This is a genomic window from Chryseobacterium geocarposphaerae, assembly GCF_002797535.1.
In the GTDB taxonomy this organism is placed as follows: domain Bacteria; phylum Bacteroidota; class Bacteroidia; order Flavobacteriales; family Weeksellaceae; genus Chryseobacterium; species Chryseobacterium geocarposphaerae.
On record NZ_PGFD01000001.1, the window covers coordinates 875509 to 900286 of the forward strand.

General features: G+C 34.5%; 24 protein-coding genes. 12 read left to right on the forward strand and 12 right to left on the reverse strand.

Features of this window, described 5'->3' with window-relative positions:
• Positions 1 to 40: 40 nt before the first annotated feature.
• A complete protein-coding gene (locus CLV73_RS03800) occupies positions 41 to 730 on the reverse strand; it encodes an HAD family hydrolase (RefSeq protein WP_100375537.1) in 690 nt (229 codons plus the stop codon).
• Positions 731 to 817: 87 nt separating this feature from the next.
• On the opposite strand from CLV73_RS03800, the gene CLV73_RS03805 reads away from it, so the two are divergent.
• On the forward strand, positions 818 to 1396 hold the full coding sequence (locus tag CLV73_RS03805) for a Crp/Fnr family transcriptional regulator (RefSeq protein WP_100375538.1): 579 nt from the start codon (positions 818 to 820) through the stop codon (positions 1394 to 1396).
• Between the two features lie 54 nt (positions 1397 to 1450).
• Positions 1451 to 1957: a GNAT family N-acetyltransferase gene (locus tag CLV73_RS03810; protein WP_100375539.1), complete on the forward strand. Its 507-nt coding sequence runs from the start codon at positions 1451 to 1453 to the stop codon at positions 1955 to 1957.
• Between the two features lie 143 nt (positions 1958 to 2100).
• Here the strand turns inward: CLV73_RS03810 and CLV73_RS03815 are convergent, their stop codons facing one another.
• The 9 genes from CLV73_RS03815 to CLV73_RS03855 form a co-directional block, all read right to left on the reverse strand.
• Entirely contained in the window at positions 2101 to 3399 is a 1299-nt protein-coding gene (locus tag CLV73_RS03815) for an Ig-like domain-containing protein (protein WP_100375540.1), read from the reverse strand.
• 238 nt (positions 3400 to 3637) lie between these two features.
• On the reverse strand, positions 3638 to 4999 hold the full coding sequence (locus CLV73_RS03820) for an MATE family efflux transporter (protein WP_100375541.1): 1362 nt from the start codon (positions 4997 to 4999) through the stop codon (positions 3638 to 3640).
• A 99-nt stretch (positions 5000 to 5098) separates the two neighbouring features.
• Entirely contained in the window at positions 5099 to 6283 is a 1185-nt protein-coding gene (locus tag CLV73_RS03825) for a sigma-54-dependent transcriptional regulator (protein WP_100375542.1), read from the reverse strand.
• Between the two features lie 57 nt (positions 6284 to 6340).
• A complete protein-coding gene (locus tag CLV73_RS03830; protein WP_100375543.1) occupies positions 6341 to 7000 on the reverse strand; it encodes a YggS family pyridoxal phosphate-dependent enzyme in 660 nt (219 codons plus the stop codon).
• A gap of 193 nt (positions 7001 to 7193) precedes the next feature.
• Positions 7194 to 8060, reverse strand: coding sequence for a polysaccharide deacetylase family protein (locus CLV73_RS03835; RefSeq protein ID WP_100375544.1), 867 nt, complete (start codon positions 8058 to 8060; stop codon positions 7194 to 7196).
• A gap of 119 nt (positions 8061 to 8179) precedes the next feature.
• Positions 8180 to 8908: a DUF72 domain-containing protein gene (locus tag CLV73_RS03840; RefSeq protein ID WP_100375545.1), complete on the reverse strand. Its 729-nt coding sequence runs from the start codon at positions 8906 to 8908 to the stop codon at positions 8180 to 8182.
• A gap of 2 nt (positions 8909 to 8910) precedes the next feature.
• Complete coding sequence (locus CLV73_RS03845) at positions 8911 to 11757, reverse strand: heavy metal translocating P-type ATPase (RefSeq protein ID WP_100375546.1); 2847 nt, start codon at positions 11755 to 11757, stop codon at positions 8911 to 8913.
• A 139-nt stretch (positions 11758 to 11896) separates the two neighbouring features.
• A complete protein-coding gene (locus CLV73_RS03850) occupies positions 11897 to 12457 on the reverse strand; it encodes a helix-turn-helix domain-containing protein (protein ID WP_100375547.1) in 561 nt (186 codons plus the stop codon).
• Positions 12454 to 12858, reverse strand: coding sequence for an acyl-CoA thioesterase (locus CLV73_RS03855; RefSeq protein WP_100375548.1), 405 nt, complete (start codon positions 12856 to 12858; stop codon positions 12454 to 12456). Before CLV73_RS03855 ends, CLV73_RS03850 begins: the two co-directional genes overlap by 4 nt.
• A gap of 307 nt (positions 12859 to 13165) precedes the next feature.
• Here CLV73_RS03855 and CLV73_RS03865 point away from each other — a divergent pair, with 307 nt between their 5' ends.
• Complete coding sequence (locus CLV73_RS03865; protein ID WP_100375550.1) at positions 13166 to 13525, forward strand: RNA recognition motif domain-containing protein; 360 nt, start codon at positions 13166 to 13168, stop codon at positions 13523 to 13525.
• 52 nt (positions 13526 to 13577) lie between these two features.
• On the opposite strand, the gene CLV73_RS03870 is transcribed toward CLV73_RS03865, so the two are convergent.
• Both CLV73_RS03870 and CLV73_RS03875 read right to left on the reverse strand, forming a co-directional pair.
• Positions 13578 to 14045 carry a BlaI/MecI/CopY family transcriptional regulator gene (locus CLV73_RS03870; RefSeq protein WP_100375551.1) on the reverse strand — a complete coding sequence of 156 codons (468 nt, stop codon included), beginning with the start codon at positions 14043 to 14045 and terminating at the stop codon, positions 13578 to 13580.
• A gap of 9 nt (positions 14046 to 14054) precedes the next feature.
• Complete coding sequence (locus tag CLV73_RS03875; RefSeq protein ID WP_100375552.1) at positions 14055 to 14657, reverse strand: phosphatase PAP2 family protein; 603 nt, start codon at positions 14655 to 14657, stop codon at positions 14055 to 14057.
• A gap of 127 nt (positions 14658 to 14784) precedes the next feature.
• On the opposite strand from CLV73_RS03875, the gene pdhA reads away from it, so the two are divergent.
• The 9 genes from pdhA to CLV73_RS03920 all read left to right on the forward strand — a co-directional run bounded on the left by pdhA (position 14785) and on the right by CLV73_RS03920 (position 24717).
• On the forward strand, positions 14785 to 15786 hold the full coding sequence (pdhA, locus tag CLV73_RS03880; protein ID WP_100375553.1) for a pyruvate dehydrogenase (acetyl-transferring) E1 component subunit alpha: 1002 nt from the start codon (positions 14785 to 14787) through the stop codon (positions 15784 to 15786).
• Between the two features lie 81 nt (positions 15787 to 15867).
• Positions 15868 to 17475, forward strand: a complete 1608-nt coding sequence (locus CLV73_RS03885) for a pyruvate dehydrogenase complex dihydrolipoamide acetyltransferase (RefSeq protein WP_100375554.1) — start codon at positions 15868 to 15870, stop codon at positions 17473 to 17475.
• Positions 17476 to 17758: 283 nt separating this feature from the next.
• A complete protein-coding gene (locus CLV73_RS03890; RefSeq protein ID WP_100375555.1) occupies positions 17759 to 18427 on the forward strand; it encodes an ABC transporter ATP-binding protein in 669 nt (222 codons plus the stop codon).
• Between the two features lie 12 nt (positions 18428 to 18439).
• Positions 18440 to 19021 (forward strand): murein L,D-transpeptidase catalytic domain-containing protein, encoded by a 582-nt coding sequence (locus CLV73_RS03895; protein WP_100375556.1) that lies wholly within the window; start codon positions 18440 to 18442, stop codon positions 19019 to 19021.
• A gap of 31 nt (positions 19022 to 19052) precedes the next feature.
• Positions 19053 to 19730 (forward strand): RadC family protein, encoded by a 678-nt coding sequence (gene radC / locus CLV73_RS03900; RefSeq protein WP_100375557.1) that lies wholly within the window; start codon positions 19053 to 19055, stop codon positions 19728 to 19730.
• Positions 19727 to 20593, forward strand: a complete 867-nt coding sequence (locus tag CLV73_RS03905; protein ID WP_100375558.1) for a hypothetical protein — start codon at positions 19727 to 19729, stop codon at positions 20591 to 20593. Before radC ends, CLV73_RS03905 begins: the two co-directional genes overlap by 4 nt.
• Before the next feature lie 87 nt (positions 20594 to 20680).
• On the forward strand, positions 20681 to 21193 hold the full coding sequence (locus tag CLV73_RS03910) for a DUF7935 family protein (RefSeq protein WP_100375559.1): 513 nt from the start codon (positions 20681 to 20683) through the stop codon (positions 21191 to 21193).
• Positions 21194 to 21214: 21 nt separating this feature from the next.
• The gene (locus CLV73_RS03915) at positions 21215 to 21826 is read left to right on the forward strand and encodes an inorganic pyrophosphatase (RefSeq protein WP_100375560.1); all 612 of its coding nucleotides are present in this window, start codon (positions 21215 to 21217) and stop codon (positions 21824 to 21826) included.
• Between the two features lie 158 nt (positions 21827 to 21984).
• Entirely contained in the window at positions 21985 to 24717 is a 2733-nt protein-coding gene (locus CLV73_RS03920; RefSeq protein WP_100375561.1) for a sodium-translocating pyrophosphatase, read from the forward strand.
• Positions 24718 to 24778 lie beyond the last annotated feature (61 nt).

The following is a 24778-nucleotide window of genomic DNA, read 5'->3' on the forward strand; positions in this document are numbered from 1 at the left end:
AAATCATAATAAAAAACTCGTTCTTTTTGAGCGAGTTTTTTTATAAATAATCCAAAATATCATTAAGCTTTTCCAGTTCCATAAAATTGGAATGTTCTATATTAAGATCATGCTGTTCATGCACCCAGGTTACGTGATACGGAATATGAGCGGCAGATCCTCCAATTTCTAAAACGGGCAAAATATCAGATTTAATAGAATTCCCGAGCATTAAAAAGTTTTCAGGTTTACAATCGAGATGTTTCAAAAGCTTTTGATAATCACTTTCTTTTTTATCGCTCATAATTTCAATATGATGAAAATACTCTTGTAACCCTGATTTCTTTAACTTACGTTCCTGATCCAGTAAATCTCCTTTTGTGGCAACAACCAATCTGTAATTACCTTTTAAATGTTCTAAAGTTTCAGTAACTCCATCTAAAAGCTCAATGGGTTTTTGAAGAAGTTTGTGACCGATCTCAATCGTTTTATTAATCAGTGATAAAGGAGCTGTACCATTAGAAACTTTGCTTACCGTTTCAATCATGCACAGCATAAATCCTTTTACCCCATATCCGTATAAATGAAGATTATTCATTTCTGTTTTCAATAATTCCTGGGAAACGGAATGTTGTGGAAGATAGTCTTCCAATAAGATGCAAAATTCCTTTTCAGCCTCCTGAAAATAGGGCTCGTTGATCCAAAGAGTATCATCTGCATCAAAAGCAATAACAGTTATATTATTATTCATATTTAGTTTACTTTAGTTTTTGTAATTTTCGCTCACAAAAATCAGTATAAAAAACAAAACAGAAAAGGACATTTGTCCCGGCAAAATATGTTACGTACCAACCAACCCTTTTTAGATTATTTAGAAAAGCTTTATGAGAATCAGGATCATAAAGATAAGATTGTGTTAAAGTCTTTTGAAAAAGGAGAAAAGATCTTAACGCAAAATGAAGTTTCCACTAAAATAATGCTTATCAAAAGTGGAATTACGAAATGTTTTTTTGTTGAAGAAAACGATAAGGAATACATTGTAGAATTTTTGGGAAAAGGAGAAATTATTGGGGAAATAGAGGTTATTAAAAACGTTCCCTGTCTTTGCAGTATTGAAGCCATTACAGAAGTTACCGTCTATTCGATGACGATTCCATATTTCCAGTCTTTAATTAAAAATGATCTGACGCTGAATAATTTATTACTTGATGTTTTTGCAGACCGCATCTTCAATACATCAAGCAGAGCTTCTTACCAGCAGTTGCATACTACAGAACATACTCTGTCCCAACTTCTCGAAGTAAAGTCCAAAGAAATGAAAATTTCAAAAGAGGATATGGCGGCTTATCTGGGAATTACTGTAAGAAGTTTAAACAGGGCTTTTAAAGAATTAAAGGAGAAAGAACGCGATGAATAATTGGCTGCAATAGAACTCAAATCTTCGCGTATCTTTGCAAAAAAGGATCGTAGAATGGAAGAATTAACGTTCAGAAATGCAGCCATTGAAGATTTACCAAGAATCGTAGACATCTATAATTCAACGATTGCATCCAGAATGGTGACAGCAGATACGGAAGAGATTTCTGTAGAAAGCCGTTATAAGTGGTTTTATGAACATTCTCCTGAAAAAAGGCCTCTATGGATGATTGAAGATGATAAAAATAATGTGGTGGGCTGGGTAAGCTTTTCTTCATTTTATGGAAGACCTGCTTACAACGGAACTGTGGAAATAAGCATTTATATGGATGAAAGCAGCAGAGGAAAAGGCTTTGGTAAGAAAGTTCTTCAACATTGTATTGATAATGCCGGAAAATTGGGAGTTAAAACTTTGTTAGGCTTTATTTTCCTGCATAATGAGCCGAGTTTAAAATTATTCCGACATTTTGGCTTTGAAGATTGGGGAACACTTCCTAATGTAGCTGTATTGGATGGAGTAGAACGAACGTTGAAAATATTAGGAAAAAGGATTAGTGATTAGAATAATGGAAAAATTAATTCAAAAATAAAAGCTGATGCAAACACCAGCTTTGAAGATTTGTAAGATGCGCTCTTAACTTATTTAGGTCACGGTGGAATTCAGCTTTAAAATTGCTAAAATCTTTTTAAAAAAATATATAAATCTTAAGGTCGCGTTGTAAATTCTATTTTATATTCAGCAGTTCCAAATTGATATCCGTCTTCAGACTCAGTATTTCGATTGGTGATATAAAAATCATATGTTGTATTCGGTTTAAGAGCAACGGTTTCCAGAATAAGTGTGGTTTTATCATTTTCAAAACCAAGTTCTTTCTGAAGCGGAAAATGTTCTTTACCATTCTTTGAAAAGTTTAAAGAAACATTTTTCATTTTCTTCGAAAAAGTAATCTTAATTTGCTTAATTTCAGGATCTACATTTTTGCTCTGATTATCAAAAGGCTCAATTTTTACAACCTTTGGCATATTCGCCTCGTATTTTTTGATAATTTCGCCTTTATTGATTGTATTGCCAAAGAATTTAGACTTTTCCACAAATTCATCAATGGCTTTTTCACTGCCAAAATCTAATTCAATAATATCTTTTACTGCCTGTTTTTTATCGGGATGATTTTGATAATATGATTTTGAAATTTCATACCCTATAAAATACCCCAAATCAGGATTTTCCGATATTTTACCATTATAAAGCCATTTATCACTACGGTTAGAATACATTTCAGCTTTAAAATCTTCTTTTACCTTAGATAAATTCGATTTTCCGTATTCAATATAAGATGTTTTAATAGGCTTTCCCAAAACAAGTTCAGCAATAAAATCACACGACCCCTCTCTTATTGAATGTCCTAAAAGATTCACATAGCCGTCTTTCTGATTTGTATGAACGTATTCATGTACAGTAAGAAAAACAACATCTAAATATTTCCTATGCTTAAAAGTATTTTTAAGCCAAGCAGAACTTAATTCAGAAGTATCCGTATTAGGATTACCAACTAAAATTTCAGAACCGATTAATACCATATCAGAATTGGTTGTTCCGCCTGATGTTAATCCTCCAATGATAAAATAAATGTTGGCAGGCTTGAGTTCAGGATAAATTTTCTTGAGCTTTCTGATGTGCTTTTCAATCTTTTTTTGCTCGCCATTTATCTGTAGGGTTGAATTTCGTATTGAACTCCAGAATTTAGGCAATTTTTCAATATTTTTAACAAAGAGACTGTCGGTAAGGTCTCTCTTTTTCATGAAAGATTTTAAACCGTCAGAAGCTTTATCTATGTATAAAGTATTGATTAATTGATGTTTTTTATTGTTGTCATCAGTTTTTTTGATTTGGTCGTATGCTTCCCAATAATGGTCAATATCACTTGTAAAAATGTAATTGTTTTTCTGAGAATAAACTTTTGAAATACTTAAAATAAGTAGTGCAGAAATAATTTTAGATTTCATTTAAATACTTGTAAATAATTTCTGTAAAATTAATCTAAACCTCGGTGAAAATCATACAATATTTCCAATTAATTCAATAAATATTGATTTTTAAAATTTAAACTTTCCTTTATTGATCGCCATTAACAAAATAATTTTGATTCATCAACAACTACTAATCTTTCGTAGTATTTTTTAATCCTCTGAATAATAATGGGTTTTAATTAAAAACGATCCTTAAAAGGACCGTTTATTATTTTTATGGATTTAATTTTATTTTTTTTGCAGACATATTTAGGAATCGTTTTACGAGAAACAATGCTGAAATAGTAAGTCCTAATCCTAAAGCGATCCACATTCCGAATGCTCCCATTTTTAAGGTCACACAAAGAAAATACCCCAAAGGAATTGTAATCAGCCAATACGCAATAAATGTGTATATAGAAGGTATTTTTACATCCTGTAACCCTCTCAGTGTTCCTAATGCAGTTACCTGAATTCCATCTGACAATTGAAATAATGCTGCAATAATCATAAGTTTCGAAGCCAGACTAATCACTTCAATCTCTTCCTTTTTAGTAAAAAAAGTAGGAAGAATATTTCTGCCTAAGATAAAGACGATCCCACAAATACACATGAAAATAAAAGCTATTTTCAGGTTATTGATCCCGACTTTCCTTAGCTCTACATAGTTCTGTTCACCCAGCTTTCTCCCGATCATTACCGTGGAGGCAACACTAAACCCTACACATAAGTTAAAAGTAAATGAAGCCATGCTCAAAGCAATCTGATGAGAAGCAATATCATGTGCCGAAATCAATCCGCATATAAAGGCTGCTCCTGCAAAAGCAGTAACTTCAAAAAACATCTGAAGTGCAGTAGGAAGTCCCAATCTCACCATTTTATCAAACATTTTCTTTGAAAAAACTTCAACTTTTAAAGAAAAGGCTTTAATATACTGCTTTGTTTTAGGTTCTTTCAACAAGACAATATAAAGAAATACCACCATAAAAATACGGGCAATTAAACTTGCCAGTGCAGATCCTTTTACTCCCATCTCCGGAAATATCCAAAGCCCTTTGATAAAAACGTAATTAAGAACAATATTAATGACATTGGCAATAATAGTAGCCTTTGTTACTCCGATGGTATAGGATAAACCTTCAGAAACCTCTCTTAAGGTCTGAAACGCCATAAACGGAACAATACTGATCGCCATAATCGTTAAGAAATCTACTGTATCAGGAATAATTTTAGCAGGTTGCCCAGAATGATAGAGTAGTGGCATTCCCAAAAACAAAATTCCCATTAAAATAATCCCCACAGACATATTAATAACAAAGCCATGGCTGAAAACCGAATTGATAGTCTTATGATCATGCTGTGAATGGGCTTCGGAAACCAATGGAGGAATTGCAAATGAAAACCCCAATGCCAGAACAAACATGGAGAAAAAAACCGCATTTCCTAAAGATACGGAAGCTAATGCATCTGCTCCCAATAGTTTTCCTACAATGATGTTGTCAAATAAATTGACCGAGACCTGTCCTACCTGGGTCAACATTACGGGTAAGGCAAGTGCTAAAGTTTCTTTCGTATATTTTTTATTTAAAAAGCTCATAATTTAAAATTCATATAGTTTGTAGTTTGAGTTCAAAAAAAAATTGCAGTAACAAATGATACTGCAATTTTTATAATTTATATTAAGTAATAATCTACATTATTTCCTTACAAAACTTGCAACGTCTTCGGCAGACACAGTGCTTCCACCTAAAATAATTAACCTTTCTACAACATTTCTTAATTCTCTGATGTTTCCTGTCCATGAAAGCGCTTTTAGGGCTTCAATCGCTTTATCATCGAATTTTTTTGTTGCGGTACCGTGCTCATCGGCGATCATTCCTGAGAAATGTTCAACCAGTAATTTGATGTCTTCTTTTCTTTCATCTAATGGCGGTACATAAATTTCGATCACAGAAAGTCTGTGGTAAAGGTCTTCTCTGAATCTTCCTGCTTCTATTTCCTTCTGCATATTTTTATTGGTTGCTGCCAATACTCTTACATCAACTTTTATTTCTTTGTCACTTCCTACAGGAGAAACTTTGCTTTCCTGTAATGCTCTCAATACTTTTGCCTGAGCAATAAGGCTCATATCACCAATTTCATCCAGGAAAATAGTACCTCCATTAGCCTGTTCAAATTTTCCTTGTTTATCCTTGATAGCCCCTGTAAAAGATCCCTTTACGTGGCCAAAAAGCTCAGACTCTATAAGTTCAGAAGGAATGGCAGCACAGTTTACTTCAATCATCGGGCCTTTTGCTCTCTCACTTTGATTGTGAATAGCATGCGCTACAAGCTCTTTTCCGGCCCCGTTGGGACCTGTGATTAAAACTCTGGCATCAGAAACAGCAACTTTATCAATCATGTCCTGAATCTTCTGTAATTCTGCAGACTGGCCGATCATTTGATATTTTTTGCTTACTTTTTTCTTAAGCGTTTTATTTTCGGTTTGAAGGTTTTTATTTTCTTTCTTCAGAGACTCTTTCGTTAAAGCATTTTTAACGCTTGTAATCAGTCTGTTGATGTCTATAGGCTTGGAAATAAAATCATAAGCACCCTCCTTTAAACAGGAAACTGCAGAATCAATATCTGCGTGCCCTGAAATCATAATGAAAGTAGTTTCAGGCTTTAGTGCTAAACTTTGCTTTAAAAGCTCAGTTCCCGAAAGTTTGGGCATTTTGATGTCAGAAATTACCAATGCAAAGTCTTCTTTCTCTACCTGTTTATAGCCTTCAAGGCCATCTTCAGCGATTACAAATTCATAATCAGTAAGTTCATCTGAGAGGATACTGTGAAGAACTCCCGATATTGCTTTTTCGTCTTCTACGATAAGGATTTTTTGCATAGTTGCAAATTTAGAAATTTTTGATTGAATTATTAGCAAAAACCATACCTAAATGATCTATTTTGTATAATCTCTTCTTCCGAAAATGGCAGAACCGACTCTTACCGAATTAGCGCCACATTCTATCGCAATAGGGAAGTCATCACTCATTCCCATTGATAATGTTTGTAAAGATTTTTGCTTATCCAGCTCATCAAAAAGACTTTTTAATATTGAAAATTCTTTTCTGATCTGCTGTTCATCATCGGTGAATGTTGCCATTCCCATTAATCCTGTAATTTTTATATTTGAAAATGCTCCGTCGGTATATTTTTGGAATAAAGCTCTGGCTTCATTAGTTTCTAATCCAAATTTGCTTTCTTCTTCAGCAATTTTTACCTGAAGTAAAACTTTAATTTTTCTATCGTACTTTGCTGCCTCTTTGTTGATTTCTAACATTAATTTTTCAGAATCAACACTTTGGATTGTATCTATAAACTCGGCAATATATTTTACCTTATTGGTTTGCAGATGCCCGATCAGATGCCATTGAATATCTTTAGGAAGAAGCGGATATTTTTCCATTACTTCCTGAACTTTATTCTCACCAAAGACTCTTTGACCTAAATCGTAGACTTCCTGAATTGCTGAAACCGGATGTGTTTTGGATACAGCAACCAACTGTACATGTGCCGGAAGCTGGCTTTTTATTGTATTATAATATTCCTGAATGCTCATGATTGCAAATTTCTGAATTTTAAAAGCAAAAAACGAATTAATTTATAAATTTTAGAATCAGTTTAACGAATAAAAAAGTCAAAAAAATGATTGTCTGTCATTCTGAACGAAACTAATAGCAATGAAGAATCTATTTTGAATAAAGCTGAGATCCTTCCTTCGTCAGAATGGCAGACAACCAAGAATATTTATATTAATTCAACACTTCATTAATCTTAGGATATTCCGAAATTTTTCTGAAAACAAATCGATTGCTTTTCTGGAGCTTTTCAATAAACAAATCAAGTTCATTGATAGAATCAGCATCTGTTAGATACTGATCATGAGTAAGAAAAACAAGATGTCTTGAAGTCTTTTCCAGGTCATTGAAAAAAATACTGTCCACTTTTTTCAGCATAGCTTCATGATTGCCTTTCAGCGCCATTTTCTGACCGGGTTTCCATTCCAGATCCCAACCAATTACTTTATAGCCGGCTTCTTTAAGTTTATTGGCAGCTTCCGTAGAACTTTTAAGATCGGTTACATTCGTATGATTAAGTCTCCAAATATTCCTTCCTGGTGTTCTGGCTATTTTATCGTATAATTTTAAGCTGTCTTTAGCTGTATCAAAATCATGAACAACACCTGCCGGATTTTTATAAAAATCGGTATATTTATTATTGGCATGTGTAAAGCTGTGATTTGCAAGCTCTATCAGCGGGTCTTTTTTCAGGAGCTCAAAATCATTTTTCTGTGTTTTGCTCCCATATACATGTTTTCCAACTATAAAAGCGGTTGCGCAAACATTTCTTTTGTTCAGGATTTTCAGAAGATTTTTTGTTCCTTGATTCGGACCATCATCAAAGGTAAGATAGATTACTCTTTTGTCGGAGGCTACGTCTTCATCATCAATTTTAGGAACTGTTTTTGCGACGGGATGTTCCTGTGAAATCAGTTTTTCTGATTCTTTCTTGTCGTTTTTACGGTTGCAACCATGGAATAAAATTGAAGTTGCACTCACCAATGCAAACATCCCAAGAAAAGTCTTGTTTCTAGACTTTTCCGCAAAAGTTTTTTTCATAAAATCAAAAAGGAATTTAAATTGTTAAAAAGAGTTAATTTTTCAAAATTATTCTTAACAAATTATGTGCCGAATTTTGATTAAATTCTGTTTTTTAAGGATATTTTAATAACTTAATTTTACTCAAGTAATTCTTTTAAATATAAAGCGTTATTAATGGCCGCTGTTCCCCATGTATTATTGAAAAAGATAAATGTTTTCTTTTTCATATTTACAATATTTTCAGCAAGATCTTTAAGGAATTCTAAACTATATTCGGATTTGTAAAGGACAGGTTTCCCATGAAGTCTGTAATATAGAATTTCAGGATGATTAATGATAATCTCTTCAGGTAGATTTCCCGGGAAACTTACTCCGGAAAAAATGATATTATGATCTTTTAGAATTTTAAAAATCTCATTGTTCCACCAAGACTCATGACGGAATTCAATAACATTCAAACAGACAAGATTGATATTGTTAAGGATGAGATCAATATTTTCCTGTGTATTTTTGAAAGAAGGAGGGAACTGGTAGAGAAAGCCGGAAAGCTTTTCTTTTAAGTGATCCTGAATATGAGTACAAAATGCTGTAATATCCTCTTTACAGTCTTTCAGGCGTTTTTCGTGAGAAATTATTTTCGGAATTTTAATAAAAAACTTAAAATCTTCAGGAGTTTCATTTCTCCATTTCAGAAGGGTTTTAGCTGTTGGATTCCTGTAAAATGTTGAATTGATTTCTACACAGTTGAATTTTTGGCAATATAAAGAAAGAAAGTCTTTACTTTTTGCATCTTCAGGGTATAATGATCCTTTCCAATCATTATTGTAAAAGCCTGAGCAACCAATATAAAGACTTTCTTTCTTCATGTTTATTTAATATCTAAGTCGACCGAATTCAACCGGAGTGAATTCAAAATCACCGATAGTGAACTGAAGCTCATCGCTGCGGCTGCAATCATTGGTGATAAAAGAATTCCAAAAAAAGGATACAATAATCCTGCCGCAATTGGAACACCTAACACGTTATAAATAAAAGCAAAAAACAAATTCTCCTTAATGTTTCTCAATAGTTTTTCACTGAGTAATTTTGCTTTGGCAACCCCTAAGATATCACCTTTTAACAAAGTTATTTCTGCGCTTTCGATAGCGACATCGGTTCCTGTCCCCATCGCAATTCCGATATTAGCTTGAGCCAGAGCAGGAGAGTCATTGATACCGTCACCGGTCATGGCAACGATTTTACCTTGCTGCTGAAGTTTTTTGACTTCATTCAATTTATCTTCAGGATGACAGTTGGCTTTAAAATGTTTAATGCCCAGCTCTGCAGCAACCGCTTTTGCAGTATGTTCATTATCTCCGGTCATCATCATTACATCTACACCCTCGCTTAATAACTGCTGAACTGCTTTTTTAGAACTTTCTTTAATCTTATCTGTAAAACTAATAAACCCTAAAGCCTGATTTTCCTGAGCAATATAAGAGATGGTATGAGCTTTTGACTGTATTTCAATAGCTTTTTGTTTTAAGTTTTCTGGAACTGATATTTGACTGGAAGTTAATAAGCTTTCATTCCCCAAATAAACAGTTTTCCCATTAATAATTCCTTTCACCCCTTTTCCTGAAACATTTTCAAATTTTTCTACTTTTTCAGGAGAGATATTTTCATCTTTTGCTTTTTTAATTACCGCATTTGATAGAGGATGTTCAGAATTCTGGTTTAATGAATACGCCAGTTTCAGGATTGAATTTTTATCTGCATTAAGAGTTTCAATATATTTTACAGATGGTTTTCCTTCTGTTAAAGTGCCTGTTTTATCAGTAATTAGAACATTTACCTTATTCATTTCTTCAAGTGCTTCTGCATTTTTTATAAGAATTCCGTTTTTAGCACCTTTCCCGATTCCCACCATTAAAGACATAGGAGTAGCCAAACCTAACGCACAAGGACAGGCAACAATTAAAACAGCTACAGCATTCACAAAAGCAAACAGACTTCTTTTACCTTCCGGTCCGAAAAACTGCCATAGAATGAATGTTAAAACCGCAATTAAAATAACAGCAGGAACAAAAACTTTTGAAACTTTATCTGTCAGTTTTTGAATCGGAGCTTTACTTCGGCTGGCTTCATTCACCATTTTAATGATCTGTGAAAGTAGAGTTTCATCGCCCACTTTTTCAGCTTTCATAATGAAAACCTGGTTGCCGTTGATGGTTCCTGAAGATACTTTATCATTAATGCTTTTTTCAACAGGAATAGGCTCTCCCGTGATCATACTCTCATCTATATAAGAACTCCCTTCCGTTATTTTTCCGTCGACAGGAATTTTTTCTCCAGGCTTTACTTTTAATAAATCTCCGATTTTCACCTGTGAAAGCAGCACTTTCTTTTCTTCTCCGTTTACGATAAGATTAGCTTCATCCGGTGAAAGATTCATCAGTTCACGAATGGCGTTCCCTGTTTTTTTATGAGCGGCAGCTTCCATAAGTTGTCCTAAGATCACCAATGTTAAAATAACACATACCGCTTCAAAATATAAGGGTACTCCATGATTGTGACCCCGAATTTCATGAGGAATCATATTCGGAAAGGCCAAAGCGACAATACTGAAAATAAATGCTGCGGCAACCCCCAAAGCAATTAAGCTGAACATATTCAAATTCCAGGTTTTAAAAGAAACCCAGCCTCTTTTCATCAAAAACCAACCTGAATACAACAGGACAGGAAGGGTTAAAATAAGCTCAATAACACCCTGAACTTGATGTGAAAAGGGGAAATCAATAAACATTCCACCCATCGAAAGTATAAAAACAGGAATAGTAAAGGCTAAAGAAATAATGAATTTTCTTTTCAGAATGGTATATGTTTCATCTTCCTCATCGTCATTTGTATCAGGCATTCTTACTAAGTCCATTCCACAAATAGGACAGCTCCCGGGTTCATCTCTTATGATTTCGGGATGCATCGGGCAGGTATATTTTGCCGCTTTTTTTTCGGGATATTTCACCAAATCCATACCACAGACCGGACAGCCTACATTAGTATCGTATACTTTATCTCCCTCACAGTACATCGGGCAGTAATATTTACCTGCCATTTCATCTGTAACCTTCGGAGCTTGATGATGATGATGATGATGATCATGGGTATGGTGATGCGAATGAGTTTCTGCATTTTTTACCAAATCATCCGTAATTTCTTCCAAATGCATATGACAAACAGGACAATCGTCTTTCTCATTATACATCTTATCTCCTTCGCAGAACATAGGACAATAATATTTTCCGATATTATCTTTAAAATTTTCAGGTAAATGAGTAGAAGAGTAGGTAGGCTTATGATTAGGATCTTTTGCTAACTTTTCTTCGATAGGAACCAGATACATATTACAAACCGGACATCTTTTCCCCTGCTGGAAATAAACTTTATCCCCTTCACATTCCATGGGACAATAATAAACTGATGAGGGAGAAACTCTGTCTTGTGGTTTGACAAAAGCTTTTTCGGGATTATCCGGATCGTCTAATTTGTAGTTTCCTATTTCTTCCAATGCCCTATTTAAGGTATTTAATTCAATATCTTTTCCGGAAGTGATGGTAACCGTATTCGTTTCTAGGTTAACATCAGCTTTTACATCTTCAATACTGTTCAGTTTTTCAGAAATCTTTTTCTGGCAACCGGAGCAGGTCATTCCGAGTATTTTATATTGTTTTTCCATGATCCTTTATTTATAGTACAAATTTCCAACATGCAGCAGAAAGGTTGTTATAAATTTAAGGATAATGTTTATAGAATTTGGAAGAGAAATTAGAGTTTTGAAATTCATTTATAATCAAAACTCTAATGTTTTTTTATTTTCAGATAAGATCCAGCGGTTTTCGGTTGTGAACTTTCAGCTTTTTGAATTCTGTAGGAGTGAATCCTGAACTGTTTCTGAATTGTGATGACAGGTGCTGCACACTTTTATAACCGAGCTTTCCAGCTATTTCCGTCAATGTAAATTCATTGTATAAAAGTAATTCTTTCACTTTTTCAATTTTTTGAAGAATAAAGAACTGCTCTAATGTAACATTCTCATTTTGAGAAAAAGTTTTTGAAAGAGAACTGTAATCTTTATGGATTTTTGATGTTAAAAACTCGGAAAGGAGAAAATTTTCATCAATATCAAGCTCACTGATTTTTGTAATGATCAGGTTTTTAATCTTTTCAATAAGCTGATGAGCTGAGTCTTTTATTCTTTCAAAACCTGTTTCTGAAAGATGTTTTTCTATATTCTCAAGATCCTGTTCCGAAACATCAGATTCTGTCTCCACTTCACCAAGATTAATGGACTTAATTTTCACCTGAGCTTCATTGAAAATACTGGTAACCGCAGAAATACACCTGCCACAAACCATATTTTTTATGAAAATCTTCATTGCTGATCCTGATTGTTTAGCAATCTGTCTTTTACGAATTCAACTTTTGTTTTTCCGTGTGGAGCGGGATTTCCGTCCTCGTCTAAATTCACCATTACAATTCGGTCAACAGTAATAATGGTTTGATGCGTCATTTTATTTCGTACTTCACATCTTAAGGTAAGAGAGGTAGAGCCGAAAGCTGAAACTTCAATACCAATTTCTATAATATCACCTTGTTTTGCTGAGCTCACAAAGTTGATTTCTGATATGAATTTTGTAACTACTTTTTTATTTTCCAGCTGAATCACGGCATACAATGCGGCTTCTTCATCAATCCACTGTAATAGCCTTCCTCCGAAAAGTGACTGGTTTGGATTTAAATCTTCGGGTTTTACCCATTTTCTCGTATGGTAGTTCATATTTTTAATAATTTACAGCACAAATTTAGGGCTAAAAACTTGTATTTACAGCGAATTAACATATAGTTATCAAAAAACAATAATTTGTTTTCTCAATTACTAATAAAAGCCTGATAAATATTATTTTATAAGAATTAGATTTAACAAATTCAATATTAAGTGATAATTAATTATAAAAAAGCTTTGATTTGTGATTTTTAATTGTAACTTGCAATCGTTTATATTTGGAATCAATATTTGTTCATTAAATTTATGTTGTTTTTCTTTTATATGCCAAATTTTTATTAATTTTTTAATTTTATTTAAAATGAACATTTTTGTTTCAAACATCAATTACGCAACTAAAGAATATGAGTTGCATGACTTATTCGCTGAATTTGGCGATGTAACATCTGCTAAGATTGTAACAGACAGAGAAACTGGCCGTTCTAGAGGTTTCGGTTTCATCGAAATGGGTGACGAAGAAGGAGCTCAAGCTATTGAAGCTCTTAACCAAAAAGAACTTAACGGGAAAGTCCTTAATGTATCTGAAGCTAAGCCTAGAGAAGAAAAACCAAGAAGAAGTTTCGATAACAACAGAAGTGGAGGTTATGGAAACAACCGTGGAGGTAACGGTGGTGGTTACGGAAACAACAGAGGAGGTAACGGCGGTGGAAACCGTTGGTAAAAAAATATAAGCGGCTTTTCGGAGCCGCTTTTTTTATGTCTTACTTTCGGAATTAATCTTTTTTCTTCTTCTTTTTCTTTTCTTTGCCCTTCTTATCTTTTTTAGGATTCAGAATTTCTTCTGCATATTCTAATTTGGGTCCTTTTACTTTTGCAGGCTTCAGTTCTATTTTCAGATCAAAATACCCTTTCAGATCATTTTGAGAGATCAGATTCTCATTAAATAAAAAGTCTAAAACTTCTTTTCCTGAATTATTAAAGAAATTACGGGAAAGTTCTCTCAACAAAAATTTCCTGTATTCTTCCAATGGAACAAGAACAGTATATTTAAAAATTCTTCCTTCCTTTTCTGTAGATAAGTAACCTTTTTCAACCAATATTTTCAGGTAAGTAGAAACCGTATTCTGATGAGGTTTGGGTTCCGGATGCTGTTCCATAACATCTTTTAAATAAAAAGATTCCAGCTTCCAGAATAGCTTCATTAAGTTTTCTTCTGCAGCAGTAAAATGATTTATTTTCATAGTAGAGTCTTAATGTTGAAATTGTATATTGCAATATAGGTAAATAAAAGACACGATAAAAGCGATAAGAGCTCCCATGAATACTTCTTTAGGACTATGTCTTTTTAAAACAACCCTTGTAATCCCGACTAGAGCTGCAATTCCGAGCCATATAAGTCCTGCAACTGGATTGATCGCAAAAAACAAAGCTGCAACAAATATATTGAAGGCAGTATGCATAGAACTTTTAATAAAAAAATTACTGATCTGCAGGGCAAAAAGAAGAATCAGAATAAACAGCATAACAAAATCAAGATAGCCGTTTTTCACATAATTAAAAACAATATAAGTAATAATACAAGTCGCAATAAATATATAGAGAGTCTTCCTCTGCACCCTATTCGAAACATCCATATTGGTATATCTGCCGGTTTTTACATTCCAGACCAGCCAAACAATGACAGGGATCATTATGATCAACAGTATTGGCAAAAAGTAATATAAAGAATCTTTCAGTGAATAATTCTTTATGCTCATATATAGAAAGAATATAAATAAAGAAAGTAAGGGATTAAAGAAATCTGAGATTATTTTTGATGCTTTAAGGATAATTGAAGGCTGTTTTTCTTCCATATTTCAGTTTGATAATGTAAATATAATATTATAAGTAAAAAAACAATTGGTATGTATACAATAAAAACAAAGTTTTTTTTATAATTTTGCTCAACTATTTCATAATAAATAAGCAAGAGCTCAACACATGAAAGAATTTTCTAAAGAGGTATACCTGAAGTGGTATGAAGATATGACTATGTGGAGAAGGTTTGAAGACAAATGCCGTTCTCTTTATCTAAAACAAAAAATCAGAGGTTTTTTACATTTGTATAACGGTCAGGAAGCTATCCCTGCAGGTTTTACGCATGCAATGGATTTAACTAAAGATAGTATGATCACTGCTTACAGATGTCACATCCATCCGATGGCGATGGGAGTAGATCCTAAAAGAATCATGGCAGAACTTTGTGGTAAAGCTACAGGTACGTCAGGAGGTATGGGTGGATCTATGCACATTTTCAGTAAAGAGCACAGATTTTACGGAGGTCACGGTATTGTAGGAGGACAAATTCCTTTGGGAGCTGGTATTGCTTTCGCAGATAAATACTTCGACAGAAAAGCGGTAAACATTTGTTTCTTCGGAGACGGTGCTGCCAGACAAGGCTCATTACATGAAACGTTTAACATGGCTATGAACTGGAAGCTACCTGTAATTTTTGTTGTTGAAAACAATCAATATGCAATGGGTACTTCTGTTAAAAGAACAGCCAACCACGAAGATATCTACAAACTAGGATTAGGGTACGAAATGCCTTGTCTTGCTGTAGATGCTATGGATCCTGAAAAAGTAGCTGAGGCTGCTTATGAAGCTATTGAAAGAGCTAGAAGAGGAGACGGGCCAACTTTCATCGAAGCAAGAACATACCGTTTCAGAGGGCATTCAATGTCTGATGCAGAACCATACAGATCTAAAGAGGAAGTAGCGATTCACAAAAATGATGATCCTATTGAATTGGTAAAACAAAGAATTTTATCAAACGGATGGGCTACAGAAGAAGAATTGGATGCTATGGATAACAAATCCAGAGACTTCGTTGAAGAGTGTGTGGAATTCATGGAAAACTCTCCATATCCGGATGCAGAAAAAATCTACGAGTATGTTTACGCTCAGGAAGATTATCCATTCTTAGATAAATTAGAAAACTAAAATTAATAATTAATTTGACATTTGAATTTGAGTTTCCCTAATCTCAAATCTCGAATCTCGAATATCAAATCAATATATATTATGGCAGAAGTGATTACAATGCCACGTCTTTCTGATACAATGACGGAAGGAAAAGTGGCTAAATGGCATAAAAAAGTAGGAGATAAAGTAAAGGAAGGTGATATTTTAGCCGAAATTGAAACAGACAAAGCAGTTCAGGATTTCGAATCTGAAGTAGAAGGTACTCTTCTATATGTAGGTGTAGAGGAAGGCAATGCAGCAACTGTAGATTCTGTTTTGGCAATTATCGGTAATGAAGGAGAAGATATTTCAGGATTAACAGGTGGAGGTGGAGCTGCTGCTCCTGCTGCAACTTCTGAAGAGAAAAAAGAAGAGCCCAAAGCAGAAACACCTGCAGCTCCGGAACAGGCATCCGCTGAAGTTCCTGCAGGAGTGGAGGTGATTACAATGCCTAGACTTTCTGATACAATGACGGAAGGTAAAGTGGCTAAATGGCACAAAAACGTAGGAGATACAGTAAAAGAAGGAGATCTTCTTGCTGAGATCGAAACAGATAAAGCGGTTCAGGATTTTGAATCCGAATTCAACGGAGTATTACTGAAACAAGGCGTAGAAGAAGGAGGTGCTGCTCCGGTTGATAGTGTTTTAGCGATTATTGGCCCTGCTGGAACAGATATTACAGGAGTGGGTGCTGCAAAATCCGCGACTCCATCATCAGAAAAGTCTGCTGAACAAAAAACTGAGGCTAAAGCAGAAGAAAAAGCTGCTCCGGTTGTAAGTTCTTCATCTACAGACAGAGTTGCAATTTCTCCATTAGCAAAGAAAATGGCTCAGGATAAAGGTGTTGACATCAACAGCATCCAGGGTTCAGGCGAAAATGGAAGAATCGTTAAAAAAGATATTGAAAATTATCAGCCGTCTGCAAAACCAGCAGCTTCGGCTCCGTCCGCAAGTCCTGCCGCACAGGTTGCATTAAGTTTTGTACAAGGTGAAGATACAGAAACTCCAAATTCACAAGTAAGAAACGTTATCGCAAAACGTCTTTCTGAAAGTAAGTTCTCTGCACCTCACTACTATCTGATGGTAGAAATCAATATGGATAAAGCGATTGAGGCCAGAAAAGAAATCAATTCTTTACCGGATACTAAAATTTCTTTCAATGATATGATTATTAAGGCAACAGCCGTTGCTTTAAGAAAACACCCTCAGGTAAATTCAAGCTGGGCAGGTGATAAGATCATCCACAGAGGAAACATCAATATTGGTGTAGCCGTTGCAATTCCTGACGGATTGGTAGTTCCTGTACTTAAAAATACAGATCAAATGAACTACACTCAAATTTCTGCTGCGGTGAAAGATATGGCTTCCAGAGCAAAATCTAAAGGTCTTAAAGCGAACGAAATGGAAGGTTCCACATTCTCAATTTCAAACTTGGGTATGTTCGGAATTGAAACTTTCACAAGTATCATCAACCAGCCAAACTCCGCTATCCTTTCAGTAGGTGCAATCATCGAGAAGCCTGTTGTGAAAAACGGTCAGATTGTAGTTGGAAACATCATGAAGCTTTCATTAGCTTGTGATCACAGAGTGGTAGACGGTGCTACTGGTGCTCAGTTCTTACAAACCTTAAAAACGTATTTAGAGAATCCATTAACTTTGTTACTGTAATTTTCTAAAGGTATAAATAAGAAACGCTTCTCAATTTGAGAAGCGTTTTTTTATAATATCACAGTTTAGATAAGAATGCTTTCGACGAGGCTCAACATGACACTGCAAATATTCAGAGTAATCATTTTACTATTGTTAGAGAATTACTGTCATGCTGAGCGAAGGAGAAGTATTTCAAAGACACGAAATTTAACGGTATGAATAATCTTGAAATGGAATTTATCATATTATAATTCACTTTAAAATTATCTTATATCTCAAATCAATTTACTATTTTTGAATCATGATTAAAGCAAGAAATATCCATAAATCATATGGAAATTTAGAAGTATTAAAGGGAGTTGATATCCATATAAAAGTTGGAGAAGTTGTTTCTATTGTTGGAGAATCGGGAGCCGGAAAATCTACACTTTTGCAGATTTTAGGAACCTTGGATCTTCCTACCAATTCGAAAGGTTTTGATACGGAAATAACGATTGCTGGGGAGTCTTTTATTAATATGAATGATAAACAGCTTTCTAAATTCAGAAACCAAAATATTGGTTTTGTTTTTCAGTTTCACCAATTGCTTCCTGAATTTACGGCTTTGGAAAATGTGTTGCTTCCTACAAAAATTGCAGGCGCCAGTGAAAAAGAAGCGATAGAGAAAGCCTATGCTTTATTTGAAGATTTGAAAATAGAGCAGAGGTTACATCATAAACCCAATCAATTATCTGGAGGTGAAGCACAGAGGGTAGCTGTAGCAAGGGCTTTAATCAATTCCCCGAAAATTATTTTTGCAGATGAGCCTACAGGGAATTTAGATTCAAAAAATGCGGATGATCTTCACCGTCTTTTTTTTGATTTAAGAGATAAATATAACCAGACTTTCGTGATTGTAACCCATAATCCCGGTCTTGCTGAGATTACCGACAGAAAATTAGTGATGAAAGACGGAATGATTATCGAATAAACTTTCCAGCAAATGATGAAACCTTTTATTTTTTTATTTTTTCTTATTATTTCCTGTTCAAAATTTGAGTCTCAGGCTAGTCATGCTATTGATTATTTGCCAAAATCAAGAATTCTGGAAATCAAGAACTATATTAAAGGTAAGGATTACAATCAGGATTTAGCCGTTTTTATCAATTTCAAAATTCACTCAGGAAAGTACAGGTATTTCGTTTATGATCTGAAGAACGATAAGGTACTGCAAAAAGCAATTGTTGCTCATGGTGACGGTTCGGTTATTAAAAACTCACAAAGCCTTCAATTTAGCAATACAGATGGTTCTCATCAGTCATCTTTAGGAAAATACGAAATAAAGGAAAGTTATACTGGAAAATTTGGTAAAGCTTACCGACTGGACGGTTTGGATGAAAGCAATAGTAATGCAAGATCAAGAGCCATTGTTCTTCATTCTTACTACTGCATTCCGGATCATGAATCTAACAACCCTGCCTGTTTAAGTTTTGGCTGTCCGATGCTTTCAAAAAATGCGTTTAATAAAACTGCCACATACATCGATCAGTCAGAACAACCGGTTATTTTGTATGCTTTTTACTAATTTTATAATTCATATATAATTTAATTCTCAAATGTCTATTAAATTTCTTGCTGAGGACGACAGACCACGTGAAAAGTTTTTATCAAAAGGTAAGAACTCGCTTTCTGATTCAGAATTATTAGCCATTATTATGGGAAGTGGAAATAAAGATGAAACAGCAGTTGAATTAGCCAGAAAAATATTAGCATCCGTTAATAATAACTGGCATCAGCTAAGTTTACTTTCTTTAAAAGATTTAATGAAATTTAAAGGAATTGGAGAAGTTAAAGCCATTTCTATAGTAACCGCTTTGGAAATCGGAAGACGACGAGCCGAACAGCAGCTTCCTGAAAAACGTATAATTTCAGGAAGTAACGATGCATATCTTATTTTAAAAAATCACTTATCAGATCTGAGAACTGAAGAATTTTGGGCCATATTTCTGAATCAAAGCAATAAAGTTATTCATCTTACACAGTTGACACAAGGAGGAATAAACCAGTCTATCGTAGATATAAGAATTTTATTCAGAACGGCTCTTGATCATTATTCCACTGGAATAATCATTGCTCATAATCATCCTTCAGGAAACTTAAAACCCAGTACAGATGATCTTGATATCACACAAAAAATAAAAGAAGCTGGAAATATGTTAAGTATTCAGTTACTGGATCATTTAATTATTACACAAAATTCATATCTAAGTTTTTCAGACGAAGGATTACTATGATTAGAAAATTAAAGTATGAAAGTATCGATTTTGATAAATATACTCAATGTTTAGAGAATTCTGAGCAGAAAAACTGGCATGCTAAAAAAGAAATCCTGGACGAACTTTCAGGAAACTGGGAAATTTTGGTATATAAGGATTATGAAGCTGTTCTCCCTGTTCCATTAGTAAAAAAAATGGGAATCAGGCTTGTCATTATGCCGCTTTTTTGCCAGCAGCTGGGAGTTTTTTCATCAAGTGATAATCCGGAGATCAATGATCAGTTTTTAAAAGCTTTAAAGAAAAATTATAAAATATTATATTATTCTTTCAATCAGTATAACTTATTCTCTTCTGACACTGAAAAAAGAAAAAATTATATCATCCCAATTTCCGATTATGAGATTTTAAGAAGGAAAAAATATTTCAAAGGGAGGAAGTCTACAGTTAAATGTGCACAACATCTTACTTACCATGAAATAGAACTAAATGCTGCTCATATTTCATTTATTGAAAATAATTTTAAAGGGCTTTCGAAGATAAGTGATATCAAAAAATTTAAAGATTATCTCAACTTTCTTGACACTAACAATTCACTGAAGCTCTGTGCAGCGTATCTGGATCAACAATTAATAAATATTGCCGTTTTAGTTTCAGAAAAAGATGAATTTTCATTATTAGCTTTGATTAATGATGAAGCTTATAAAAAAGAAGACGGGGCCTCTTTTTTAATAGACAAAATTCTTAGTCATTATATTCATGAGAAAAGTTTTAATTTTATGGGAAGCAATATCCGGGGAATTGAAATTTTCTTTAAAAGTTTTGGCGCAGAGCTTTATGATTACAGCTTTATTCAGAGTAAAATACTGAAGAAATTTTTATAAAAATAAAATGTCTTTGTTCTTACTGCACAATCCTGTGTTTTTCAGAGATAAATTCAGAAAATATTAGTAATTTTGCTACCTCAAATTATGACAAATTTTTCAGGATATCTTCCGTATGCATTTGCATTAATTATTGCAATACCTTTCTTGGTTTTACTAAGACAGTTTGTATTTACTTATATCAGACTTAAAGAACAGGAAATCAAACTACTTTCTGTAAAATCAAATTCTGAAAATAAAACGCAGGCTTATGAAAGGATGACCTTATTTTTGGAGAGAATAAAGCCTTCAAACCTTGTTCAGAGGTTTAATAAAGACTTGGCCAGTCATGAGTTTATTTTCCTTACAGAAAAAACAATCAACGAAGAATTCGAATATAATTCTTCTCAACAATTATATATTACAAAAAATTCATGGCAAAACATTGTTGAGTCTAAAAATGCTGTAATAGATTTGCTTCATAAAACATATGCCGGATTGAATGGAAATACTAATCTTGAAGAATTTAAGACCATTTTTATCATGAATTATATGGAAAATGAAGACTATATTTCAATAACCATTGAAGATTTAAGAAGAGAAATTCTAATAATAGCTTAACTAAAATAAAAATTTTAATAAATGATTCCAAATTTTAAAGCACATCCATGGCATGGGATTTCTGCGGGAGAAGATGCGCCAAATGTTGTAAATGTTTTCGTGGAGATCGTTCCTTCAGATACTATTAAATATGAAGTAGATAAAGAAACCGGATTTTTAAAGGTTGACAGGCCTCAAAAATTCTCAAATATTATTCCTGCATTATATGGTTTTGTTCCTAGGACTTACTGTGACCAGGCTGTAATGAATTTAGCGGTTGAAAGAGGAGCAGACGATGTTACCATGGGAGATCATGACCCGCTTGATATCTGTGTTTTGAGCTCTCACAATATTCATTCAGGAGGTTTATTGATGGAAGCTATTCCAATTGGTGGATTCAAAATGATTGACGGAGGAGAAGCGGATGACAAGATTGTTGCTGTAATGATTGGAGATCACGCTTTCGGACACTACAGAGATATTTCTGAATTGCCTGAAGCGGAAGTAAAAAGATTAATGCACTATTTCTTAACGTATAAAAACTTACCGGATGAACCTGCAAAATGCAGAATTCAGGAAGTTTACGGAGCAGATCATGCGAAAAAAGTGATTAAAGCTTCTCAGGAGGATTATGCCAATAAATACGGAGGATAAAATTTCTCTTGTTTAATTATAAATTAAGGATAAATGAATTTCATTTATCCTTTTTTATTGAGGTTCCATTAATATTTTCATCCGGCAACATTATTTTCTTAAAATCCTTAGGAATTATTTATTATATTTAATTCTCTATTACCAAAAAATATTAAACTATGGACTTATTTGTGTTAGTACCAATTTTTGGTGTCATTGCTTTGCTCTATACCTTTATTCAAAGCAATTGGGTGAGTAAGCAGGATGCCGGAAATGACAAAATGAAAGTTATCAGCGGACATATCGCTGACGGTGCAATGGCTTTTCTAAAGGCTGAGTACAAGATTTTAACTTATTTCGTAGTAATTGTAGCTATTCTTTTAGCGGTGATGGGAATGAGCAATGCCAACTCCCACTGGAGTATCGGGATTGCTTTTGTTGTTGGAGCTATATTTTCAGCATCTGCAGGCTTTATCGGGATGAAAATCGCAACGAAAGCCAATGTAAGAACAGCAGAAGCTGCGAGAACTTCGCTTTCAAAAGCTCTTAAAGTTTCTTTTACAGGAGGTTCTGTAATGGGAATGGGCGTTGCCGGATTGGCCGTTTTAGGATTAGGTGCTTTATTTTTAATTATTAAACAGATTTTTGCAGCAAATGCGCCTGTAGATTCCCACGAAATGGAAAGAACCATCGAGATCTTAACGGGGTTTTCTTTGGGAGCAGAATCCATTGCTCTTTTTGCAAGAGTAGGAGGCGGAATTTATACTAAGGCTGCTGATGTGGGAGCTGATTTGGTGGGAAAGGTAGAAGCAGGAATTCCGGAAGATGATCCCCGAAATCCGGCGACAATTGCAGATAACGTAGGAGACAATGTAGGGGATGTTGCAGGAATGGGAGCCGATTTATTCGGATCTTACGTTGCTACGGTTTTAGCAACCATGGTTTTAGGAAGAGAAACCATATCTGAAGATTCTTTTGGAGGTTTTGCACCCATTCTTTTACCCATGCTGATTGCAGGGACCGGGATTATATTTTCTATTATAGGAACTTTATTTGTCAGAATTAATGATAACGAAGGTTCGTCTACTTCAAGCGTACAAAATGCACTCAATCTGGGAAACTGGGGAAGTATCGTTATTACGGCTATAGCTTCTTATTTTTTGGTGACTTATATCTTGCCTGATAAAATGGTTCTTAGAGGTCAGGAATTCTCTAAAATGGGCGTTTTCGGAGCAATTATGGTAGGATTGGTTGTCGGTACATTAATGAGTATCATCACGGAATATTATACCGCAATGGGGAAAAGACCGGTTTCCAGTATTGTAAGACAATCTTCGACAGGTCATGCCACCAATATTATCGGCGGACTTTCAGTGGGTATGGAATCAACATTATTACCTATTATTGTTTTAGCAGGCGGAATTTATGGCTCTTATCTATGTGCAGGATTATATGGCGTTGCTATTGCTGCGGCAGGTATGATGGCAACAACAGCGATGCAATTGGCCATTGACGCTTTCGGTCCTATTGCGGACAATGCAGGAGGAATCGCTGAAATGAGTGAATTGCCAAAAGAAGTCCGTGAAAAAACAGATATTTTAGATGCTGTCGGAAACACTACGGCAGCAACGGGAAAAGGATTTGCTATTGCTTCTGCAGCATTGACTGCTTTAGCTTTATTTGCTGCTTTCGTAGGGATTGCAGGTATCGATGGGATTGATATTTACAGAGCCGATGTTTTGGCCGGATTATTTGTAGGAGGTATGATTCCGTTTATATTTTCTTCCTTAGCTATTACAGCGGTAGGACAGGCTGCAATGGCAATGGTGGAAGAAGTCCGCAGACAGTTTCGTGAGATTCCGGGGATTTTGGAAGGAAAAGCACAGCCAGAATATGAAAAATGTGTTGCTATTTCTACGGATGCTTCCATTAGGAAAATGATGCTTCCGGGAGCAATCGCTATTATTTCACCTTTATTAATCGGATTTATTTTCGGACCTGAAGTATTAGGCGGTTTTTTAGCCGGAGCAACCGTAAGTGGGGTATTAATGGGAATGTTCCAGAATAATGCAGGCGGAGCATGGGATAATGCTAAAAAATCATTTGAAAAAGGAGTAGACATCAACGGACAGACGTATTATAAAGGATCAGAACCTCATAAAGCTTCGGTTACCGGAGATACAGTAGGAGATCCGTTCAAAGATACTTCGGGACCGTCCATGAATATTCTTATTAAATTGATGTCCATCGTTTCACTGGTTATTGCACCGACTTTGGCAACTTTACACAAAGATAAAATCGAAGCGAACCGAAAAGCAAAAATTGAAGCTTTAACGGGGATTTCAGGTCCGGGTTCTTCAATCGATACTCATAATAGTGCACTTATATTAGCTCCAAAAGAAATTAAAGGCTATGTAAATGAAAATGGTGATTTTGTATATGATACAGGAAATATCAAAGAAATTGAATTGAAAGGAGGAAAGAAAATTTCAATAGGAGAAGGAAGCCAATTATATCAGCTGTATAATTCTGTGAAACAAAAAGATCAGAAAGTTTTAGATCCCAATAATTGGTACACCATTGAAAACCTTTATTTTGAAACAGGCTCAAGTGATTTAAAAGCAGGTTCAGAAGCTCAATTATTAAATTTGGTTGAAATTATGACCGCTTATCCGGATTTGAAAATAAAACTGGGAGGATATACAGATAATTCAGGGAATGATGAAAGTAATCAAAAGCTATCCAATTTAAGAGCTCAAACTGCAAAACTAAAATTATTAGAATTAGGAATCGCTGCTGATAGAGTGGAAGCGGAAGGATATGGTTCTCAGCATCCGGTTTGTGCAGCTAACGATACTGATGAGTGTAAGGCGAAAAACAGACGAATTGATGTAAGGGTTCTCTCTTTATAATTAAACAATAAAAAAATAAAAAGCACTGCGATTGCAGTGCTTTTTATATATAATCCTGAGA